General features: G+C 42.8%; 17 protein-coding genes and 1 tRNA gene. 9 read left to right on the top strand and 9 right to left on the bottom strand.

Annotation, left to right across the window (positions count from 1 at the left end):
* Positions 1-379 precede the first annotated feature (379 nt).
* Complete coding sequence (locus AUJ82_00165; protein OIO61064.1) at positions 380-649, bottom strand: hypothetical protein; 270 nt, start codon at positions 647-649, stop codon at positions 380-382.
* A 159-nt stretch (positions 650-808) separates the two neighbouring features.
* Here AUJ82_00165 and AUJ82_00160 point away from each other — a divergent pair, with 159 nt between their 5' ends.
* Positions 809-3,325, top strand: a complete 2,517-nt coding sequence (locus AUJ82_00160) for a hypothetical protein (protein OIO61063.1) — start codon at positions 809-811, stop codon at positions 3,323-3,325.
* A 17-nt stretch (positions 3,326-3,342) separates the two neighbouring features.
* On the opposite strand, the gene AUJ82_00155 is transcribed toward AUJ82_00160, so the two are convergent.
* Positions 3,343-5,601, bottom strand: coding sequence for a hypothetical protein (locus AUJ82_00155; GenBank protein OIO61062.1), 2,259 nt, complete (start codon positions 5,599-5,601; stop codon positions 3,343-3,345).
* A 121-nt stretch (positions 5,602-5,722) separates the two neighbouring features.
* On the opposite strand from AUJ82_00155, the gene AUJ82_00150 reads away from it, so the two are divergent.
* Positions 5,723-6,640: a 1,4-dihydroxy-2-naphthoate octaprenyltransferase gene (locus AUJ82_00150; GenBank protein OIO61067.1), complete on the top strand. Its 918-nt coding sequence runs from the start codon at positions 5,723-5,725 to the stop codon at positions 6,638-6,640.
* Between the two features lie 47 nt (positions 6,641-6,687).
* On the opposite strand, the gene AUJ82_00145 is transcribed toward AUJ82_00150, so the two are convergent.
* The 3 genes from AUJ82_00145 to AUJ82_00135 all read right to left on the bottom strand — a co-directional run bounded on the left by AUJ82_00145 (position 6,688) and on the right by AUJ82_00135 (position 8,157).
* Positions 6,688-7,020: a thioredoxin gene (locus AUJ82_00145; protein ID OIO61061.1), complete on the bottom strand. Its 333-nt coding sequence runs from the start codon at positions 7,018-7,020 to the stop codon at positions 6,688-6,690.
* An 89-nt stretch (positions 7,021-7,109) separates the two neighbouring features.
* The gene (locus tag AUJ82_00140; GenBank protein OIO61060.1) at positions 7,110-7,367 is read right to left on the bottom strand and encodes a hypothetical protein; all 258 of its coding nucleotides are present in this window, start codon (positions 7,365-7,367) and stop codon (positions 7,110-7,112) included.
* Between the two features lie 46 nt (positions 7,368-7,413).
* Positions 7,414-8,157 carry a chromosome segregation protein ScpA gene (locus tag AUJ82_00135; GenBank protein ID OIO61066.1) on the bottom strand — a complete coding sequence of 248 codons (744 nt, stop codon included), beginning with the start codon at positions 8,155-8,157 and terminating at the stop codon, positions 7,414-7,416.
* A 299-nt stretch (positions 8,158-8,456) separates the two neighbouring features.
* Here AUJ82_00135 and AUJ82_00130 point away from each other — a divergent pair, with 299 nt between their 5' ends.
* The gene (locus AUJ82_00130; GenBank protein OIO61059.1) at positions 8,457-9,590 is read left to right on the top strand and encodes a hypothetical protein; all 1,134 of its coding nucleotides are present in this window, start codon (positions 8,457-8,459) and stop codon (positions 9,588-9,590) included.
* Here the strand turns inward: AUJ82_00130 and AUJ82_00125 are convergent.
* Positions 9,583-10,596: a hypothetical protein gene (locus AUJ82_00125; protein ID OIO61058.1), complete on the bottom strand. Its 1,014-nt coding sequence runs from the start codon at positions 10,594-10,596 to the stop codon at positions 9,583-9,585. The genes AUJ82_00130 and AUJ82_00125 overlap by 8 nt on opposite strands.
* Positions 10,597-10,599: 3 nt before the next feature.
* Complete coding sequence (locus tag AUJ82_00120; protein OIO61057.1) at positions 10,600-11,361, bottom strand: hypothetical protein; 762 nt, start codon at positions 11,359-11,361, stop codon at positions 10,600-10,602.
* 100 nt (positions 11,362-11,461) lie between these two features.
* Here AUJ82_00120 and AUJ82_00115 point away from each other — a divergent pair, with 100 nt between their 5' ends.
* Both AUJ82_00115 and AUJ82_00110 read left to right on the top strand, forming a co-directional pair.
* Positions 11,462-12,292, top strand: a complete 831-nt coding sequence (locus tag AUJ82_00115; protein ID OIO61056.1) for a hypothetical protein — start codon at positions 11,462-11,464, stop codon at positions 12,290-12,292.
* A 165-nt stretch (positions 12,293-12,457) separates the two neighbouring features.
* Positions 12,458-13,681, top strand: coding sequence for a hydroxyglutarate oxidase (locus AUJ82_00110; protein ID OIO61065.1), 1,224 nt, complete (start codon positions 12,458-12,460; stop codon positions 13,679-13,681).
* A 32-nt stretch (positions 13,682-13,713) separates the two neighbouring features.
* Here the strand turns inward: AUJ82_00110 and AUJ82_00105 are convergent.
* Together AUJ82_00105 and AUJ82_00100 are read right to left on the bottom strand one after the other, a co-directional pair.
* Positions 13,714-13,798 (bottom strand) — tRNA-Leu (locus AUJ82_00105).
* Positions 13,799-13,821: 23 nt separating this feature from the next.
* Positions 13,822-14,736: a phosphatidylserine decarboxylase gene (locus AUJ82_00100; protein OIO61055.1), complete on the bottom strand. Its 915-nt coding sequence runs from the start codon at positions 14,734-14,736 to the stop codon at positions 13,822-13,824.
* Positions 14,737-15,377: 641 nt separating this feature from the next.
* On the opposite strand from AUJ82_00100, the gene AUJ82_00095 reads away from it, so the two are divergent.
* The 4 genes from AUJ82_00095 to AUJ82_00080 all read left to right on the top strand — a co-directional run bounded on the left by AUJ82_00095 (position 15,378) and on the right by AUJ82_00080 (position 21,155).
* Positions 15,378-16,289, top strand: coding sequence for a hypothetical protein (locus AUJ82_00095; protein ID OIO61054.1), 912 nt, complete (start codon positions 15,378-15,380; stop codon positions 16,287-16,289).
* 120 nt (positions 16,290-16,409) lie between these two features.
* Entirely contained in the window at positions 16,410-17,054 is a 645-nt protein-coding gene (locus AUJ82_00090) for a hypothetical protein (GenBank protein OIO61053.1), read from the top strand.
* 8 nt (positions 17,055-17,062) lie between these two features.
* On the top strand, positions 17,063-18,748 hold the full coding sequence (locus AUJ82_00085) for a pyrophosphatase (protein ID OIO61052.1): 1,686 nt from the start codon (positions 17,063-17,065) through the stop codon (positions 18,746-18,748).
* A gap of 10 nt (positions 18,749-18,758) precedes the next feature.
* Positions 18,759-21,155 (top strand): ribonuclease R, encoded by a 2,397-nt coding sequence (locus tag AUJ82_00080; protein OIO61051.1) that lies wholly within the window; start codon positions 18,759-18,761, stop codon positions 21,153-21,155.
* Positions 21,156-21,431 lie beyond the last annotated feature (276 nt).

Raw genomic sequence — 21,431 nt, 5'->3', positions numbered from 1 at the left:
TTGAGAACGAAAGCGTTTTGCGAACAAATCGACCCAGACGTTGTCTAAGCGTATTATTCCAACGCTCAATGTGAGCTGTTTGACCACTTTCTTTACCCACGCTTTTGTGGGTTTGATTGCTGAACACTTCTCTACAGCTACCCCAGTAATCACTGAAGCTATGGCAGCCTTTATACTCTTGCGGCATTCCTTGCCACAGCTGATAACAACGATACCAGTCCCGCGGTTCTACTGACCATGATACTATTTGCTTTGTTCGTCGACATAATGCCACCCAAATCCCCTGCGGATTCTTTTTCTTTTCAACAAAAGACCATAGCTCATCCAGTTCCAATATGTCATCTGGCCTAGCGGGCAATAATGTCTCAAAAAAAACAGCCTATGTTCTGGGCTTTTTTTTTAGCCATTCTATTACGGTTTTTGGCGCTACGCCAAAAACCCTTTGCAACCCTCTTAAGCAACTTCTTTCTCCATATGCTTTCAGGATCTTTTCTCGCTTTTGTTCACTGTAGCCGTTTTCACTCGGGTTTTCCCGACTCTGTTTCCCACAGGCGTTGCACTTGTACTTCTGTTTCCCATTCGGTGCCTTCCCGTTTTTTACAACATCTTGACTCCCGCAACGATAGCATTTGATCGTTTCTTGAACCACTCCTTCATTACATCTCTTTACTTCCCTTTTTTAAACTCTTTTTTGTCTTATCGTTCGAATCATACACATTACCCTCAGTTGTATCTGTATTATTAGATTGCTAAGCTGTTTTTTGTTGAATATAATTACAGTTTATTTTATAATTATTTGTTATAGTTAATGATAGTGAATGTAAGTCGTAAAGTAATTTATCAAAAAACCAAGTCATTAGACACTTCTGGTGTTATTTTGCATGATTATTCTTATTCTACGTCTGGCTTTTCATCCATTAATATATCATCAAGCAAGAATGACTATGTTATTAGCGATCTTTTTACTGCCGCTCACCTAAAGAAAGTATTGATGGGTGAAGAAAGTGTCAAAAAGGCTTTTGAAGCGATCAATCAGTACTATTTTAATAAAACGGGAAAGCAGATTGACGCAAAGCAACTCGTTTTTGATCACCCAGCGTTGGAAGTGTTTTTTTTACTCGGTGGGGATGATACAGATCTTTCTGACAGAAAAATTGAATTTATAAAACCTGAACTAATGGACGATCAGTTATTAAAGCCTGCTGATATCAATCGATTTATCGGTACATTTTGCTCCTTATTTATTGCGAGGAAGTATGGCATGAGTAGCTTTTTTGAGGAATTAGAGCTGCAATGCGAGGATAGTGATGGCTTTAATCGCCTAAATTTTGCGCAAGAAGCAGCGATAAAGGAGTTGGTTGAGCTGGTGTTGAAATCAGAAAAGAAACAAGATAGCGATGGTTTCTATGATGAGAATACTACGATTTCAACAGTAGCTGTGTATAACGCAGCCTTTAATGGCTGTCCAAGAGTGCTCCAATATTTTTTGAAAGAATATAGCAATTATGATGTAAGTTTTCAGACAAAGAGGCTTGGATTTAGTATCTTGATGGCTTCCGTAGAAGGGGGCAATATAGAGTGTGTAAAAATGATCTTGGTGGAATGGGCACAAAATAAAAAAGATATAGATGAGCCAAGAGATAAGGGGGGATATACACCTTTTCTGCTAGCATGCTATTACGCAAAATATGATATCCTTAAATTGCTATATGCTCAAGGTGCCGCTATTGATTTGTGTACAAAATTTGATAAGGATTGGCTTGAGTTGGCTTTCGATTCTGGCAATCGTGATTTTATCGCCAAACTGTTTCGCTGTGTAGGCACGCCAGATATATTAAAAAATAAAACGTTTGTAAAAGCAGGGGGTCTTCTCGAATGTGCATTGGAGCAGAAAGTATACGATATATTGGAAAAAAATCTCCCGTTAGAGAAATTGAACATTTCTCAAATTATCTATAATACCCACTATTTGGGGCATGTGTTGAATGTTACATCGGGTGCTTTCGCAATGACCATGCGTAGTAGCATTAACCGCTTTCTATCCATTTATGGTGTGAAAACAAAGGATCCTATCGCTACAGAGTTATTTAAGCTTGCAAATACATCGGACTGGGTAGATTTCACTCATACAAAAAAAGGTGAAACGTTAAAAGCTAAGATCGATTATTGTGATGAAGACGGGCATACCAAAGCTTATGTTTTCTTAAATCAGTTTTTGTTAGATTGTAATGGAGGGGGGGATTCCGTTTCCTTAAAAGATAAACAGAACAGTAATGGCTATGGATGGCATACAGAAAACAAGGATCTTATCGGTAAAAAATTACCAGGTATTAATATATTTAAAATCGAGCAATCGGTAGATGATAATGAAAAACTCAATTTCAAGGAGAAGATAGAGCTCGCAAAGAAAAAGAGCCCTTATCTTGAAAAGAACCTAAGGCTCATTTTTGAAGGATTGCTTCATCCTGAAGAACAAATAACCGGTAATTGTACTTACTTTAACCCTAAGTTAGCGCTTCAGCTGTTATGGGCAATTAAAGCGCTTGAGCAGAAAGAAGTCTATTGGGAAAATACCATTGAATATCGCAAAAAAATCAAAGAAGAAGTTGATGCCCCTCAAAACTATTCCGCTTTTGAAACCTGGATGGCAAAAGAGCTTTTTATTACTAGTATGCTCGCTTTTGGGAAAGTTGACCTTGATATCCTTAAAACAGAATACTGGGAAATATACGCAAGACTACTTGACGCATTAGCACCGTCTTTGGAAAAGCTGTTTAAGCAAATTGATGACACTCAAGAAATTGCCAAACTAATCGAGCTTATCCCTGAGGAATTATTATTTACCTTGTTGATCACTGACTATGAACGCAATGAAGAGGATAGGTGTATTTTGCTTCACTTAGCGCATGACGATAAGCCGTTATTCGTAAAGCTTCTAAATGCGTTTTCTGATGAAACATTTAATGAAGTCCTTCAATTAGAGATTGATTTAGATGAGCCTCTAATTGACGAAATTTGTAACGATGGTGATCTGAAAAATTATGTATTAGATAATTTATCCGAAGAAAAAAGAATTATATTCAATAAGCTTCTGATTGAGGAGTTCGTGGTGAGGGATTTTTCCGATGAGGAGGACGACACTCAAATAGAAAATGATTTTGACATTAATCTATTTAAAGGAGATGGGTTTTTATTCCGTGAACCTACCTTTCTGGATTTACTAGGTGAACCTACTGTGCTGGATTTTGGCTCGAACTCACTCAAGCGAAAAGATCGAGAAAATCCAAAAGTACCCGATAATCAAAAGAAGCTAAAAAAAGAATAAAAACGGTTCTTGCCTCTTTATTTATCCTGTTTGCTATTGGGCGCTTCGGTTTGTGAGGCCAATGCTTGATCCGGTATCCTGGCGTTTCTGATATTCAACCAGTCCTTCATCACGCGTAGGCTTTCGCGTAAATCAACATCAAACTCAGGCAACTTCTCCGTGTCGGTATCATTGGGATCGAGCAGCGCTTCATTATCATCCATGTTTTCGGTAATGGGCACATTCTCGTATCCGTTTAAGGTGATGGGCTCAAACTTAAAGTTGTTTTTTGCCAGCGCTCTCAATTCGTCTTTAGCTTGATTTCGGAAAAGCTCATCATCGTTGAGTAGCTGAATGCGTTTTTTAAGATCGAGTGAAACCTCTTTATTTTCCTGCTTTTCTTTGAAGCGATTTATATTGTTGTTTAAGAATTTAAATTCTTCGAGGGTTTGTTGGCGCTTCTGGCTTGCTTCACGTAAACTGACAAGAGAGCTTTCTTTAACCGGTGCAACATAGTCGCGGAAGGTATCCATGTCTTCCCAAGGGAGGGGGTGAATGGCATCCCACTCAAGCGCATTCGGGAGATCAGATTCGCCGATAGGTAAATAGTCGTTCACAGAGGGTATGGTGATATCAGAAGGAACCCCTTTGAGTTGGATAGAGTTACCGTCCGGCAGATACCATTTTTGAATGGTGATCTTGGTAGCACCCATTTTTTGCTGTTTTGCCCAAGGCGCAAACATCGGGCGATCCACTTCTAGGATAACTTGTACCGTTCCCTTACCATGGGTAGACGCATCCCCCACAACGATAGCTCTTTTGTAGCTTTTTAACGCTCCCGAAACAATTTCAGAAGCAGATGCACTGTACCGCGACGTTAAAACAATCAATGGTCCTTTCCAGGCTACTCTGGGATTGGTGTCAAAGTATTCTTTAACGCGGCCAAATGAATCTCTAACCTGTAGAACCGGGCCAATCGGTATAAACAAACCGGTAAGGCTCACCGCTTCATTTAATAAACCGCCGCCATTGTTGCGCAGATCCAAGATAAGGCCTTCTATACCGAGTGCTTGTAGTTTTTTAATGAGTTCGGCAACGTCTTCTGTAGTACTATGGGCGCTGGTATCATTATCAGTAGGGCCATAAAAAGCGGGCACATCGATGACCCCTATTTTTACAGTCTTGTCGCCATCAGGGAGTTCGTAGAGTCGGGCACTAGATATATTAGCTGAAATTTTAATCGGCTCTCGAACCAAGATGACCGTTTTACGGTTTGCGGGGTCTCCATTTTCGGCGGGGCTTATAAGAAGGTGAACTTCGCTCCCTTGCTTTCCTCTAATGAGATCAACCGCATCGCGCAGCTTCATTCCAATGATGTCCACAAACGGCTTGCCTCCTTGTGAAACACCTATGATTTTGTCTCCCACGTTGATCTGTTTGCTCAGAGCGGCAGGGCCACCGGGGATCAGTTCTTTAACCGTACAGTAGCCGTCTTCATCTAATAAAATAGCTCCAATGCCGATTAAGGAGTTATGTAAAGATATACTAAAGTCTTCTAAGGAATCCGAGGAAAGGAAGGTTGAATGGGGGTCATAAATTTGAGTGATCGTGGTGAGGAAAATCTCCTGTACTTCATTGGCATCAATTTTATTGATCGCGGTGAGAAGCCTTTGGTAGCGCTTGAGGACATTTTCTTTTGCTTTTTCTTCGTAGGTTGTTTCTGGTTTAGTGACGCTTTTCTTGCTGTCTTCGCTTAAAATTTCGTTCAGGAGTTCATATTTTAGGCGTTTTTCCCAGAGTAAGTCTGCCTCTGCTTCTGTTTTAGGCCAGTTCTCTTCCCGGCGATTGGGCTTAAATTCATCTGGAGTATCGAAATGGAACGGTTCTTTGAGTCGTTTAAAAACCCATTGTAGTCGGTTGTTGGCTTGCTCTCTATAGTTTTTGAAAATAATGAACGCGGGGTAGATATTGCCTTGCTGTAGATAAACATCTAGCGTGGGGGAGAATCGCTCGATATAATCCGTCACCTGAGGTTCTAGAAAAAAGAGGTGATTCATGTCCAGGTCGCTGATATAGTTTTTGACAATCTCTTGTGGCTGAATGCTGGTAAAGGGCTTGCCGCTATAGTGTAGATTTTCAAGAGATTGGATGACGTAGCGCGTTTCAGCACGCATTTTTTCCGTGACCTCGAAGTCCTGGTTTTGGGTTCGAGCCGCGTGCGCCATTTCCAAGCCAAAAAAAAGCGTGCAGGTGAGTACTAGGGTGTAAAATAGCTTGGATAAGTGAGGCAATCTCATGTGTTCAATATAGCATATTTAAAGCCAAAAAGGAAATCACTAAGTGAGGTTTTGATCCGCATAATTAAGCAGGTGGGAATTGGCTGGACAAGTGAGATGGGGTTATTTAAAAGGGTTGATTATGTCTACATATACTACGTCTGCTCAAATAACGCCCGTAAAGGCTTGGTTTTTTGCAACACGCCCTAAATCGCTTCCGGCAACAATAGCCCCGGTAATGGTGGGGAGCGCGATGGCGTTTAACGTCAATATGTTTCAGTTTTTGCCGGCTTTGCTTTGCTTGCTATTTGCCATTTTTATGCAGATTGGCTCTAATTTTGCGAATGATTACTATGACCATAAGCGCGGGATAGACACAAAAGACCGAGTCGGTTTTAAGCGTGCAGTGGCCTCAGGCTGGATTTCCGCGGAATCTATGAAATGGGGCATGATATTCGTCTTCATGCTAGGAATGTTCTTTGGCCTCTGGTTGATGTACTTCGGGGGCGCTTGGCTACTCCTGGTTGGTTTGCTGAGTTTAGTATGTGCGGTTGCTTACTCCGCGGGCCCTTATCCGCTGTCTTGTATCGGGCTGGGGGATTTGTTTGTATTGATCTTTTTTGGGTTAATCGCAGTCGGGTTTACGTTTTATGTGCAGGCAGGCTACTTTGCGCCGGAGGTCTTTCTCGTTGGTGCCGGAGTGGGGTTGCTTTCGGTAAATACGCTCAACGTCAATAATATAAGGGACATGGAGACAGACCAGAAGGCTGGTAAAAATACTATTATTGTGCGCTTTGGGCGTGGCTTTGGCTTTATATTGTACGTAGGAAACTATCTATTGGCGCTTGGGGTGCCTATATGCCTGTACGCCTTTGGCTATGGTATGGCACCTTTCTTGTGTTGGTTAACACTACCCTTTGCGTTTGCTTTAATCACCCAATTGGCCACCTGTAGCTCCGGTGGACTGTATAATAAGATATTTACAAGGACGGCCCAGCTGATGTTGGCCTATTCCTTTTTGCTCTCCATTGGTATTGTCATCAGTAATAGCGGGCAATAAAAAAGCTCCTTAAACAGGAGCCTTTTTAAAACTGATTTTGTAATGATTTAGCAGAAGGACTCAATTTTGATTTTGAGGTCTGTCTTCGTTGCTAAGCCAACGATCTGGTCAACCATTCTGCCGTCTTTAAAAATACCTATGGTGGGGATCGCGCGTATCTGGAACTTTCCGGCAATTTCTACATTGTCGTCAACATTGACTTTGCAGATTTGGGCTTTATCCCCCAATTCTTTTGCAAGCTCTTCCAGTATAGGGCCCAAAGCCTTACAAGGGCCACACCATGGTGCCCAGAAGTCTACTACAATAGGTTTGTTGCCGCCTTCTTTAAGGGCGCTTTCAAAAGTCGCGTCATTGAGTTCTTTGATATTTTCAGAAGCCATAATTTTCTAAGTTTTAAGATGAAATACTTGCTAGTGTTAATCTATAGCCGTGAAATCAAAAAGGTCAAGGCAATGGCTCACTTTTTAGCCTAGGAGCGGCTTTGGTTGATGATATCGGTGAGCTCGTTGGGTTCGGTAGTTTCCAGAGTTTTCCCTCTCTGTTTCAGTGCTTCAAAGGTTCTTATAAGCGTTTCTGTCATGCGCTCGTGGGTTTCCTCAGAGCCGCCGAGGACGGAAAACTGTTCCGCGCGAGTAATGCGCTTATGGCCGTCATCATTATCCAGGCCAATGCCGAGTAGGTGGGCTTCCTTCTTTGTAATGGAATTATTAAAACGTTTATTATTCATACAACTTTAAAGATAACACAATTTTTGCAATAAATCAAAGGAAGGCTCAAGCTTCGTTTGAATCAGGATCCATTTTTTTGCACAATATATCCGCAAAATTGCAATCTTGCTCCAAGCACAATTTCTTCATACGAGTGAGTTCCAGTAATGCCAAGAAAGTCGACACCATACGCATGAAACTAAAGCCCTCTTGAATTAATTCTGAAAAATAAATTTCTTTTTGTACGTTAAGCCTGTTGAGTAAATAGGCCATCTGTTCTGCAACGGTGACTTGCTCGTCATGAATTTGCCCAATATGAATCTTTTCTGAGAGGCGGTGGAGTACATTGTTAAAAGCCTGCCAGAGATCCATGTGGTCAATATCCTTAATCGGGCGCAGGGACGCTGGTATTTGTTCTTCTTCAACACGCCGGGGCAGGAAATCCTGTTTGGATTGAATGAGTTGATCCAAATCCTTTGCGCGTTCCTTGATCTTCTTGTAAGCAATGAGCTGCTGCACCAACTCCCATCTGGGGTCAGAGGGCTCCTCCTCGGATTCTTCCACCGCGGCGCTCTCTTGGGCGGGTAACAGCATACGGCTTTTGATGTACATTAAGGTCGCCGCCATCACAAAAAAATCACCCGCTAGATCCAGGTCTAGTTGCTTAAGTTGATAAAGTGTTTCTAGATATTGTTTGGTGAGCGATTCAATCGGAATGTCATAGATATCGATTTCGTTTCTACGGATCAAAAATAGCAATAGATCAAGCGGCCCTTCAAAGACTTCTAGCCTTATCGAAGGGTGTGCCATCGGAATGAGCGCTTCTTGATCGTTTGCCATAGATAATTTTTGATTATGTTAGGGTAAATAGGCCTTTAAGACAAACCTTATTTGCCGTAATCTTGCTTGTGTGGCTGTCTGCTGTCTTCTTTTGTAGATGTTTACAGGATGGTTTTTTTGTGGATTTAATCTTTTTTTCGCGGTTCTTGACTTAATGCACAGTGCTATATAAGGTTGCGTTCGTTATTTCGTTTGTTTTCCCGTCTCGCATGTACTCCATTTATCAGCATTTGTTGAGGGTAGGTATAGGGCTATTCTGCCTACATGCCATGTTTCCTATTCTTTACGCGCAAAAGCCGCCCACAGTAGTGGATCACTGGCAGTTGCCTGTGCAACATCAGGGGCTGGATGATAGTTTCGCACCACAATATTGCGCCACTTGCCATGCGGATAAATATCAAGAGTGGCAGGGTAGCCAGCACTCAAAGGCCTTTTCACCTGGTTTGGTGGGGCAGATTATGGATTATAAGGACTCAGATGCCCGAAATTGCCTCACGTGCCATGCTCCCTTGGCTGAGCAGCAGGACGAAGCGATGCATCAAGGTAATCTTTTCAAATGGGCCCGGGAAAGAAGTATGGGGCTGGCCGAACATGGTGTCATGTGCGCTAGTTGCCACGTGCGGGGGCAAGAGATTGTCGGTCCCGCTAAGATCACAGAGGAGCTAGCCAACCGATACTCTATTAAGATGCACCCCAATGCTATTCAGGTAAATTGGTTTTCAGATAGTTATTTTTGCGCCCGTTGCCATCAATTTCCTCAAGACAACGCCGTCAATGGCAAGCCTCTGGAGAATACTTATCAAGAATGGTTAGAGAGCCCCTTTGCCCACGCAAATCGTACGTGCCAGTCTTGCCACATGCCGGATAAAAAACATTACTTCAGGGGTATTCATGATAAGGAGATGACTCAAAGTGGCGTGCGTATCTATTCAACTGTAGGGGATAGCGCAGCAACCTTGACATTGCAGGCGTTAATGGTTGGCCACCGTTTCCCAACTTATATCGTGCCGCGAGTGGAGTTAGTCGGCTTGCTTTTAGATAAGAACAAGGAGCCTATCGAAGGTACAAAAAAAATCTATGTGATTCAACGAATCGCTCGTAATGTGAAGGGTAAATGGGAAGAATTTCAGGATACTCGCTTAAAGCCCGGTGAAAAGGCTACTGTAACAATCGATACGGATAGAGATGATGCCTATTATGTTCGTTTTTATGTCATGGTAGAACCGGACAACTACTACATCGAACACGTTTACCGGCCGTTGTTAAAGTCCCTGCCTGATGGAGAGGCTAAGCAATTGATACAAGAGGCTTATGATCAAGCATTACGTAACCAATATTCCCTTTATGAAGAAACAATAGATCTTCGAGGTAAGCCTAGTTCTTTAATTAAACACGCTATTTAGAATCGATCACGAGATCTTCATCGATGTCATGCGGATGGATAATCTTGCCGCCTTCCAGGCTTGATTGAAATATCCCGCAACCCATTTCAAGCGCCTTCATCGCGTTCTGTGTCGAGTTAATAACCGGGCGAGTGGGATCATCTAGGGAAAGCACAAGATCATCAAAAAACGAATAACCTGGATGGTCATATAGCGGGTAGTCTTTCTGTTCAAAGAGTTCCGTGATTTGAGAGTAGTTCTTACTATCCCCTGGTCCATAAACCTTGCAAATATCGTTCCCTAGCATAATGCGACCTTGGTCAAACTGAAAATCGAATTGGAAGATGTAATAATTGCGCTTTTGGCAAGAAATGAACGACTCTACACCAGACTTAAACGAGATCCAGGCAAAGCCCGAAGTATCCGTGTTGTCAAAATTTCCTTCCAGCTTGCCTCGAATTTCTGTCCAATCCCCGCACAGGAAATCTAGAACATCATAGGCATGCGTACCGGTGTGCATTAACCCTCCTGTCATAGAGACATGTACCGTTTTAAGATTACCCAGTCGACCTTCGTTAATAATATTTTTGACTGCTATAAATTCGGGTACCAAGCGCCTTCTGTGGTCTACTATAGCCGTCATTTCCGCTTCTTTAATCAGGCGATTGATTTTTTTTGCGTAACGAATACTGGTCGCAAGCGGTTTTTCAATCCAAAGCCCACGAACACTATTTTGGGCGCACTCGTATGCCATATCAAAACGCTCTTTGGTGTAAGCGCTTATGCTGGCTATATCGATGAGCTCGTTTCGCAACATGCATTGAAAGTTATCATAAGTGCGCGTGTTCGGGTAACGTTGGTTAAATAGGGTACGTCGCTCGGGCAGAACGTCACATCCGCAGGCCAAATCAATTTTGGGGTGTACATTATAAAACCCCGCGTGAGTATGGGGTTTTATGCGCAAAGGATCATCTTCCAAAATGCTCCCGATACGGCCTAATCCAATGATGCCGGCAGTGTATTTCATGATTTATAATTCATAATTCTTAAAAGGCTGTTCGCCCAAGTTGTTTAACTTTTCAGTAAACTGGTTGAGCGCCTTTCTTGCCGCAGGGAAATCATGCCCAAGGAGCGAAAAGACGCCATTGAGCTGAAACTCTTCCGCAAGGCAATGTTTGCCGGCCACTTCGTATTGCCTGCTCCCAATGGCTTCATAGTAATCTAACCCCGGGGCCGCCTTTCTATCCGTACGATGTCTAAGATGGTCAGGAAAGATGCCTGTTATAAAAAGGGATTGATCCGCTAACTGCACTCGTAGGTAGAATTCCTCACGTGGTGTTGCCTGGTCTATCTTTTTAAGGCAATCCGTTACATAGTAATACGTTTTGCCTTCAGTGATGTCCTGCTTAAAAGCTTCTTCCACAAGGACGGCTTTTGTTAACATACCACTAACATAGTCTGCCACCTCACGATTATCGATCGCGCATTCGAGTAACATTCTGCGCACGAGTATATAAAAATAAAGGGCAGGGGAGATATCCAGATAACCTTTCGATTGCAGAATCGCATCGTAGAGCTCTTTATTGTCCAAGAGCATGTTTTTGGTCTCGATGTCTAAAAAAAGCTCATCAAACGCCTGAGCATTATTTCCAGAAACACCTAATACCTTTTTGATAAAATCAGCGTCCTTATTATTAAGAACTTCTCGGGTGCTTGTGTATAACCAATCCATAAATGTATTTCTCTCTATTCCCAGTATAGCAAAAATTGTACCAAAATACAAATCGGCCATTTTTTGAACTTCCTTAACTTAGTCTTAATATTTTATTAATTAATTTAATGTTAAAATTAAATAAAGTTGACTTTTTGCTTATTTAATTTATAGTTTAATTATGGATAGAGTACAAGGTAACGGAGGTAGTCAACGGGGTATTGGTAGTAAGGACGTAGGTAGCCTTTATGGTGAGTATAAAGGACTATTTAACTATCAGAATTACTTAGGGGGAGACAAGATCAAGGCGGCTTACGTTGCTCGCATATTGCAGCAATTGGAGGGCACAACAGGTACGAAGCGAGAGGAAATAGCGAATGACCTCGTGGAATATATTACCGATAATATTCTTCGTCCTTCCACTATAATAGGTGCATTGCTAGAAGAGGTTAAAGGTGCTTCTCTTGAACAACAAGAAAAACTGATAGATGGCTATTCTAAGTCACCTTGCTCATTATTGTACATTTGTGATCTCCATAAGCAGAATAACCCTGTGGAATCTTTTATCGGTAAGCTGGAACGTAAAAACCAAAATATAACAACGTTGGCAACGGCTGCCAGAGATCTCAATCATGATTTAGATGCTATCATCGGTCATAACCAGTCCGAAACAAGCGATAAGTTGAAGTCTACTATGGTGGCTCAGGCGCTTATTAATTACTCAGATCAAGTAGGGGGGGATGAGCTTTTAAGCAACGCTGACGTTTATGCCGCTTTACGCACGGATATTTTAAATTCATCTTTCTTCAATCAGTTATTGAAGATCGTTATGGATAAAACAGACCCGGAACTCGAAAAAATATTCGAAAAAATGCTAGAGGACCTGAAAGACGTAGATGCGTCTTTTGAGCAAATAGCAGAATTTTTGAGCGAGCTCGGCCGCCATGTTGATTACTTACGCAAACAACAGGAAAACAAACGTCTTCGTGAGTCAGGTAAGGAAAACGGCTAAAAATCTTTCATACTATTTTCATAAAAAGCGCCAAGCGATTCGTTTGGCGCTTTTTTATTATCTAATACCGGCTCGGCCTCCAAAATTCAAGCTTGTGGGATCATTAAAGATATTAATATGATTGAGCTGTTTATTCTGATATTATTGAATGCGCCAAAGAAAATAATGAAAAAGTTTGATGTTATCGTTGTCGGCGGAGGTATTGTTGGCTTAGCCACAGCTCTTCGTTTATTACAAAAAAATACTTCTCTAAAAGTGCTCCTTTTGGAAAAGGAAAACGGTTTGGCGAAACATCAAACGGGTAATAATAGCGGCGTTATTCATTCCGGTATCTATTATAAGCCAGGAAGTCTAAAAGCCCAGAATTGCAAGGAGGGTTATGATGATCTGGTGCATTTTGCTCGTGAAAATGATATTGCCCACGAAATTTGCGGAAAAGTAATCGTAGCTACTCGTGAAGATGAAATTCCCGCGTTGGAGGAGCTCCATAGGCGTGGCGATGCTAATGGCCTAACCGGTATCAACCGGATAAACTCGGAGCAGATTAAGGAAAGAGAACCCCATGTTAATGGTATAACAGGGTTGTGGGTGCCTCAGACCGGTATTATTGATTTCAAGCAAACTTGCCAAAAGTATGCTGAGAAAATCCAATACTTGGGCGGCCAGATTCTTTTAAACACCAAGGTTATTTCTATTCTAGAGGATAACGATCATGTCGAAGTTATCACCGATAAGGGTACTTATGAAGGCGCTTATTTGATCAGTTGTGCGGGGCTACAATCTGACCGTGTTGCAAAGATGACCGAACCCGATCTCCCGCTACGTATTACGCCGTTTCGAGGTGAATACTATATGCTTAAGCCGGAAAAGCAGTATTTGGTAAAGAATTTGATTTACCCGGTGCCGGATCCCGCTTTTCCTTTCCTGGGAGTACATTTCACTCGTATGGTGCGTGGGGGTATAGAGGCTGGGCCAAACGCTGTCTTTGCGTTTAAGCGTGAGGGATATACCCGAACCAGTTTTTCATTAAAAGACACTTACGATGCTTTAACCTGGCCTGGTTTTTTGAAAGTTGCCGCAAAATACTGGAAAACAGGGTTTGGCGAATTTTACCGCTCTTTCTCTAAACAAGCTTTCGTAAAGGCACTGCAGCGGTTAATCCCGGAGATTCAGGCAAATGATCTCGTTCCTGGCGGTGCAGGCGTTCGTGCTCAAGCTTGTGCGCGCGATGGCAAGCTCTTGGATGATTTTAGCATTCATTCTCAAAACAGATGTATTCATGTTTGCAATGCGCCTTCTCCCGCCGCAACCGCTTCATTGGCTATTGGCAGTAAAATTGCCGATACTTTGATAGAGAAATCCAGCCTCAAGCATCATATTACTAACTAAAAAAACCCGCCTTTTTGTAGCGGGTTTAAAAGTGGTGCCTGGAGAGGGAGTCGAACCCACACACCTTGCGGTACCAGATCCTAAGTCTGGCGTGTCTGCCAATTCCACCATCCAGGCGCGATGTTGAAAACTGTATCGGACTATTCTGTATTTTTCAATAAAAAAGAACCCATTTTATCACCCATTTTTGCAAATACTTCGCGCTTGTGGGCGCTTTGTTCTAACAGATCGTTTTCAAACTCAATAGAGCCTTTTGGAAAAACCGTGATTACGGTCGAACCTCCAAAGCTAAAGAAACCTTTCTCAGCGCCTTTTACGCATTGTGTATTCGGCGTATAGGTGTGGGAAACTGAGCCCACGCAGGTCGCACCCACTTCTATCATCACGATTTCTTTCCCGGATGGGACTTTAATCGTTGTGACAAAGCGTTTGTTTTGAGCAAAAATATGTATGTTCTTTCGCAGCGCAATCGGGTTGACGGAATAGAGGTACCCGTTAATAAGCTTAGGTGTCGATACATGGCCTGTTATCGGGAAATGAAAACGGTGGTAATCTGTTGGGCAAAGGCGAGAGATAACCATGGAGCCGGATAAATACGTCTCCGCAAGCTGTAAGGAGCCTAGGAGGTCTACTAACGGCAGGACGTTTCCTTTTACTAATATACCGTCATAAGAGGATAAGTCTGGAATGCAGTAATGGCGCCCATCAGCGGGGAAAACAATCGCATGCGCGTCTTCGTTAATCGGGCGTGCTTCTGGCTTTAGTTTACGGATAAAAAAGTCGTTAAAGCAGGTGAACTCAGCGGGTGCTTTTTGAAATTCTGTTGTGTCTACTTTGTATTTTTCAATAAAGGGAAGGATCTTTCGCTTGCTAAGGCGAGAATCCATCAACTTTCCATACAGATTAGAGGGTAAATGTCTCCGTACAAAGCCTTTCAGGCATAGCCGGCCGATGGGATTGTTATACAGAAATTTAAGGAATGGCTCCCCGTAAACGGCTTCTGTTTCAATCTGCTTTGTGTAGCGGTTGTAATATTCTATGGAATGGTCTGACACGGTTGCTGATTATTTGTGTTAAGAGCTCCATGGGCAAGCCTTCTTTTGCGGAAATAGTTCGGATATCAACATCGTCACGGGGTCTATTCTAGATAGCGAGGTTTGCCTCCAATATAAAATTTAGGATGTTCGTCTTATTTAATTACCCTCAAAAGGCTCTTTAGAATGCCCTGGGACGGCTCAAATTAATTTAAAAAAACAAATATTCCAAATACAATAAACCTCCAAAATTAAAACTCAAACCTCCAAAATTAAAAATTAAAAATTAAAAAAAAATACTCTTGCTAAAAAAAACGATGCTAGGTAAAATCATTTTATGCCGGAAAGCCTTTTAGGCGATAAACCATAAAATGATTTTACCTAGCATCGTTGAAAAATTCAGATTCTAAACACGTTACGAGTTAGTTTCTGAATAACTTGAATTGATCATCGAGGGCTACGCAGTCATTTTAAATAAAAACCTAGCAGACACAAAACTTCTCGGCGAAGTATCCCTAAGGTCTTTGCTGAAACAGGTTTTATCATCCTATGAGCCTCTCGCTCGGGAGGGTAGGTGTCTATGGGCTTTTCCGCTTCTTTCGGCTAATAAGGATTGATAAATGGCGTCATTTGTACTATAGTCCTTGAGATCAAGAGTATATATGGAAAATAGGATAGTAGTTGCCGCATTATATAAATTTGTTCGGTTAGTGGATTATGTAGAATTGCAGCCGAAAATGAAGGACTTCCTGGCAAAGGAAGGGATCTGTGGGACGATTCTGTTGGCTGAAGAGGGCATCAATGGTACTATTGCCGGAACTCGAGAGGGAATGGATAACGTATTGGCCTTTTTGCGCGCCGATGAGCGTTTTGCTGATCTGGATCATAAGGAATCTTTTTGTGCGGAGATGCCATTCTATCGCCTCAAAATAAAGCTTAAGAAGGAAATTGTAACCTTAGGCCAACCGGAAGTGGATCCTAATAGAGTCGTAGGTACCTACGTGGCTCCAGAGGATTGGAATAACATTATTTCTGATCCCGATGTCATCGTGGTCGATACGCGTAATGAATATGAATATGCCATTGGAACGTTTCAACGGGCAATAGATCCTCAGACGCAGACGTTTAGAGAATTTCCAAAATACGTAGAGAGTAATCTTGATCCTCAAAAGCATCCTAAGGTGGCTATGTTTTGTACCGGCGGTATCCGATGCGAAAAGGCATCTTCCTATATGTTGCAGAAGGGTTTTAAGGAGGTTTACCACCTCAAGGGCGGTATATTGAAGTATCTGGAGACAGTTCCAGAGGCGGAAAGTATGTGGGATGGCGAATGCTTTGTTTTTGATAATCGAGTTTCCGTAGGCCATGGTCTCGCTGAGGGCGAATATGATCAATGTTATGGCTGTAGATACCCTATAACTGAAGAGGATAAAGAATCACCGGAATACTGGAAGGGTGTATCTTGCCCGCGTTGTTTTAATAACTTAACTCCAGAAAAAGCCGTAAGGTTCTCTCAAAGACAGCGCCAGGTTGATTTAGCCAAAGCTAGAAACACGACCCATATTGGTGCCTGATTTCCGTTATCTCACAAGCCTCGCCTCTTGAAATTGCCTTTAGGAAAAACCTGCCACTGGATTTTTTTCTTGGAAAGCTGTAGAAGGCGTTTAGTATAATGTTAATTGTTATTCAGGAATATGGTTATATTTAAAAACAGAGGAAAACAGCCTGCGGGGTTTACATTAATTGAACTTTTGGGCGTCATCGCTGTGATTGCCATATTGGCTGGTTTACTCGTTCCTATGAGCCAAAAGGTCGTACAGAGCGCGCGTAAGTCAAATGCCATGAATAATTTAAGGCAGATAGCGCTGGCAACATCTATGCAGTCCATCGGCGGCCAGTTTAGTTCAGCGAGTAACGTAACCGATTTTGCTCAAAAAGTAGGGCTGACAGAAACAGACATTTGGGTATTTAAAGATGACCCGCTTGTACGCCAACATAAAGGGCCTGTGCCTAAAAAAATGAATTCAAAGGACATAAGCGGCTTTCCCGTGAGTGTTGCTGTTGCAAGTGACATACCCGCCCACGCCGATCCCGCAACGACTCCTGTTGCCTGGACTCGTGGTTTGCAGTCCAATGGTAGATGGTCCGAAACAGAGGGTATCTACGGAAGCGAGGGTGGTTTTGTAGCTTATTTAGATGGCCATGTTGTGTGGTATAACGATTTGAGCGCCTCAGGAGGTCAATTAGTGAAATACACGTCAAGCTCAGGTGAGTTAACCGGAAATATACACGAAGCAATCGCATCTAACGCAACAGTGTTAGAGTATAAGGGAAATTAAAACAAAAAATGCCAAGAACAATGCCGCCAAGAGACCCGATTTACATCATCGGCCATAGAAACCCAGACGCGGATGCCATATGCTCTGCTATTGCCTATGCGGCTTATAAAGAGGCAAAAGGGGAAATAGGATATGTGCCCGCGCGTTGTGGGAGTACCAATGTTCGTATAGATGCTATTTTAGAGAAATTTAAAGTGCCACTGCCTGTCTTTATCGGCGATATTACGCCTCGTGTGCGTGATATTATGGTGACGGACATTCATAAGGTGGACGTGAATGCTACTTGCGCGGAAGCCCTGGAAGTGATCGATAAATACGATTCTCGTGCCTTGCCGGTAATCGATGCCGATGGCGGGCTAAAGGGTCTCGTTTCTATTTTTCAATTGGGCGAGTTTTTTATACCTAAGCCAAAGGAGCCTAGGCGTATGCGCCATGTGCATACAAGCATAGATTCTATCGTGCGCTCTCTGGATGCTCAGGTGATCAATTTAGTCGAGCCAAATAGGGTAGAGCATTTGTATGTTCGCGTGGGCGCGATGGAGATTAACTCTTTTGGCAGATTCACTAAGGAAGAAAATATTGGCCCGGAGGAAAGTATTATTGTCGTAGGGGATCGTGCCAACATTCAGGAAAAATCAATCTCGATGGGTGTGCGTCTGTTGGTCATTACAGGCGGCTTGGGTGTAGAGCCTGAGGTTGTCGAAATGGCAAAAGCAAATGGCGTAAGTATGATCATCAGCCAATATGATTCAGCGACCACGTCTTGGATTATCCGTTCAGCTACACAATTACATTCTTTGATACAGTCAAAGGTCGTTATTTTTGGCGCGGATGAAGTGCTCTCAAAAGTCCGTAAAAAGATCTCCCAGGTGTATAGCCCGCTTTACTTTGTAACGGATGATCGTAAAAAATTAATCGGCATTTTTTCAAAATCAGATATCTTAAAGCAGACCAAAAAGAAGATCGTTTTAGTCGATCATAATGAGCTAAGCCAAGCCGTTCCCGGTGCGAGTGAAGTGACTATTTTGGAAATCGTGGATCACCACCGCCTAGGTAACGTGCATACAAACCAACCTATCTTGTTTAGAAACGAGCCCGTTGGTTCTACCTGTACGATCGTTGCCAGCATGTTTAAAAAGGATGGCTTGATGCCAACACCTGCCATCGCGGGAATCCTGATGGGTGGGGTTATCTCAGATACCTTAAATCTCAATAGCCCAACGACAACTCCTTTAGACTCAGAGATGCTGGGGTGGTTGTCTAAAATAGCAGCCACAAGCACAACCGATTTGGCAAAATTAATATTTAGTTCCGGTTCCATTATCTTGAGTAATAACCCGGATAGTGTCATTCAATCCGATTGTAAAATATTCCAAGAGGGCAACGTGCGTTATTCCGTCTCCCAGATAGAGGAACTCGGGTTCGATAACTTCTGGAACTATTCAACTGTTTTATCTCGCGCTTTAGAACAGTTTAGAGCCGAGGAAAGCTTGGATATATCCCTCTTGTTGGTGACGGATATTAATTCGCAGAACTCCATTTTAGTAGTGCAGGGCAACCAGGAGTTTATTGATCAGATTTCATACGCCCGTTTAGAGGAAAGCAATATATTCGATTTACCCGGAGTGGTGAGCCGAAAGAAACAATTGATACCTTACGTGACCAATATTATAGGGCTTGCGGGAATAACTTGAGCTTGCTACTATGGCTGGGATAATAAAAAGAGAAAAGATAGTTAAAGATATGCCCCATAGTACAATACTTGAAGATTTACTTTGTTTGATGAGTAAATCGAAATACGTTCCCTTAACCATGGAACAGCTTCTCGAGACTTTAGAACTCGATAAAAAGCAGAAGCGTGAATTAGAATCGGTGATTAATGAGCTTTTAGATAATGGTAACATTGTGCGAGTCAAAAAGGATCGTTACGTATTGCCTAAAGATGCTGACCTCGTCTGTGGGGTGATCAAATTTCGTAAAAGCGGTGCCGCTGTCGTGATTCCGGATGAACCGGGTGAATTTCCCACTTTAGAAGTGGAGCCTTGGGATTCAGGGGTAGCCCTTCATGAGGACCGTGTACTGGCAAGGGTTAAGAAAAATTATCAGAGTCGAAAAAAACGCCAGCGTGGGGGGGCAGATGAGAACGTTTATGCCAAGGTCGTTCGTATCTTAAAGCGTACCCATAGGCCCATTACAGGTACGTTAAAGAAAAATCGCGATATTTATTTTGTCATTCCGGATGACCCTCGGATCGTCCAAGATGTCCTGGTTTCCAACCCCAAAGCATCCGGTCTATCACCGCTGCCTAAATTAGATGAAAAGGTGGTCGTTCGTTTGCTCGAGTGGGAGCATCGCCACTTAAATCCGTTTGGCGAAATTATAAGCGTTCTAGGAGCAACACACTCCCCTAAGGCAGAATTTGATGCCATTTTACATAAGTTCAACTTGGATACCACTTTCCCGACCCACGTTTTGGAGGAAACAGAAAGAATTTCCCAAAAGGTGCGCCCCGAGGATTTGGCTCATCGCCTTGATTGTCGTAATTTGTTCACCATGACCATTGATCCCGATGATGCAAAGGATTTTGATGATGCGCTTTCTGTCGAACATCTTCCTAAGGGTGATATGCGGGTAGGCATCCATATTGCGGATGTCAGTTCATATGTGAAACCTGGCAGTGCATTAGACAAAGAGGCCATGCGCCGTGGTAACTCCACTTATCTCGTGGGTACTGTAATCCCAATGTTGCCGCATGCCTTATCTAACGGCATATGCAGCTTGGTCGAAGCAGAGGATCGTTTAACCAAATGTGTCTTTATAACGTTTAACAAAGAGGGTCGTATTAAGGAAACCGCTTTTGCTAACACTGTTATCCGCAGTAATAAGCGGTTGACCTACAAGCAGGCTTACGCGTTTATGACTAAGGACAGCTTGGAGGCTATCCGGAACCTTCCCATGCCCAAGGCTTATCAAACCGGTTCAACGGGCCGAAATTTGCGGGATCTTGATGACGATGAGTTGTTAACGCTCCAGCGCAATATTAAGGATTTATGGAACGTAGCTGCCCACTTGCGCCGAGCCAGAATGAAGGCAGGGAGCTTGGAGCTCGATATGCCTGAGGTGAAAATTTATGTCGATGAAGAGGGCTACGCGGATCGAGTCGAACGTGTTGAAAATGATGAAAGTCACCAACTGATCGAGGAGTTTATGCTCATGGCAAACGAATGTGTCGCCAAAGCCATATACGATGCCAAGATGCCTTTAATATCACGTGTGCATGATGAGCCCGATCCCGAAAAGTTAGCCGAATTAGGCGAAACTTTGCTCGCACACAACATTCCTTGTGGTAACTTGAATAAACGCAAGTCCATCACCAAGTTGTTAGAGGAGGCTAAAAAACATCCTCAGGGCTACAGTATCAAGATACAGTTTCTTAGAAGTTTAAAACAAGCTTGTTACCGTGCTAGCGCTGATGGTCACTATGGCCTTCACAAGGAACACTATACGCATTTTACATCCCCGATTCGTCGTTACTCAGACTTGGTCGTCCACCGCGTTTTCGATGCTTATTTGAAGAACAAGCGCATCGCCACAGCTCTTACTATTGAGACACGTAAGTACAACCTCGGGGAGCTCGAAAGCATGGCGCAACATTTAAGTATCACTGAGCAAAATAGTACCGAAGCCGAACGTGAGTCTGTTAAGGTAAAGTTGCTTGAGTTCTTTGAGCGCGAAAATCAAAAGGCTGTGAAAACACCTTTTCGCGCGATTGTCACCGATGTGCGTAACCATGGCATGTTTGTGGAATTGTCAGATTCCTTAGCGTTCGGTTTCATTAAAATTTCTTCTTTAAAGGACGATTTGTATCGCTTGGAAAGCGATGGCTTGGCCATTGTGGGGCGTAAAACAAGAAAGCGTTTTGAGGTCGGCCAGGAAATTAAAGTTATTGTTACCAAGGTAGACCGTTTCCAACGTCAGATGGACTTTTTAGTCCACGATGAGGGGAGTGTTCTCCAGAAAAAACAACCTTCTCGTTCAGTCCCTTCTCCTAAAAAGGGAGGAAACAAAAGGAACCGCGGCAGAAGAGCACCAAAAGCTTAGCATTCATAAGTATTTCACGTTAGTGATGTATTTCATCTCAGGCCCTAAAGGGGCTGGTGGTAGGGTCGTTTTTCGATATATCTTTTAGCTATTGCCATAAATCGATCCTGTATGCTAAATGGTTACCTTCAATGCTCTCAGGTGCATTGTATTCTCAGATGGCTTAAAAACTTTTAGTGGTAATGCTTACGACTCGAATGATTTAAGGGAAAGGTTATACTCGTAAATGAAGATCTTCAGGCAGATTTCGTGCATATGTTGAGTTTTTGAGAATGA

Source organism: Verrucomicrobia bacterium CG1_02_43_26 (assembly GCA_001872735.1).
Lineage (GTDB): Bacteria > Verrucomicrobiota > Verrucomicrobiia > Opitutales > CG1-02-43-26 > CG1-02-43-26.
The sequence above is the reverse complement of the archived record's forward strand: the minus strand, read 5'-3'. Positions and strand labels throughout refer to the sequence as shown.

What these genes read in the sequence shown, in the direction of transcription:
- AUJ82_00160 (OIO61063.1), top strand. Translation starts at nt 809, where the DNA reads ATGATAGTGAATGTAAGTCGTAAAGTAATTTATCAAAAAACCAAGTCA.
- AUJ82_00155 (OIO61062.1), bottom strand. Translation starts at nt 5,601, where the DNA reads ATGAGATTGCCTCACTTATCCAAGCTATTTTACACCCTAGTACTCACC.
- AUJ82_00150 (OIO61067.1), top strand. Translation starts at nt 5,723, where the DNA reads ATGTCTACATATACTACGTCTGCTCAAATAACGCCCGTAAAGGCTTGG.
- AUJ82_00145 (OIO61061.1), bottom strand. Translation starts at nt 7,020, where the DNA reads ATGGCTTCTGAAAATATCAAAGAACTCAATGACGCGACTTTTGAAAGC.
- AUJ82_00140 (OIO61060.1), bottom strand. Translation starts at nt 7,367, where the DNA reads ATGAATAATAAACGTTTTAATAATTCCATTACAAAGAAGGAAGCCCAC.
- AUJ82_00135 (OIO61066.1), bottom strand. Translation starts at nt 8,157, where the DNA reads ATGGCACACCCTTCGATAAGGCTAGAAGTCTTTGAAGGGCCGCTTGAT.
- AUJ82_00130 (OIO61059.1), top strand. Translation starts at nt 8,457, where the DNA reads ATGTTTCCTATTCTTTACGCGCAAAAGCCGCCCACAGTAGTGGATCAC.
- AUJ82_00125 (OIO61058.1), bottom strand. Translation starts at nt 10,596, where the DNA reads ATGAAATACACTGCCGGCATCATTGGATTAGGCCGTATCGGGAGCATT.
- AUJ82_00120 (OIO61057.1), bottom strand. Translation starts at nt 11,361, where the DNA reads ATGGCCGATTTGTATTTTGGTACAATTTTTGCTATACTGGGAATAGAG.
- AUJ82_00115 (OIO61056.1), top strand. Translation starts at nt 11,462, where the DNA reads ATGGATAGAGTACAAGGTAACGGAGGTAGTCAACGGGGTATTGGTAGT.
- AUJ82_00110 (OIO61065.1), top strand. Translation starts at nt 12,458, where the DNA reads ATGAAAAAGTTTGATGTTATCGTTGTCGGCGGAGGTATTGTTGGCTTA.
- AUJ82_00095 (OIO61054.1), top strand. Translation starts at nt 15,378, where the DNA reads ATGGAAAATAGGATAGTAGTTGCCGCATTATATAAATTTGTTCGGTTA.
- AUJ82_00090 (OIO61053.1), top strand. Translation starts at nt 16,410, where the DNA reads ATGGTTATATTTAAAAACAGAGGAAAACAGCCTGCGGGGTTTACATTA.
- AUJ82_00085 (OIO61052.1), top strand. Translation starts at nt 17,063, where the DNA reads ATGCCAAGAACAATGCCGCCAAGAGACCCGATTTACATCATCGGCCAT.
- AUJ82_00080 (OIO61051.1), top strand. Translation starts at nt 18,759, where the DNA reads ATGGCTGGGATAATAAAAAGAGAAAAGATAGTTAAAGATATGCCCCAT.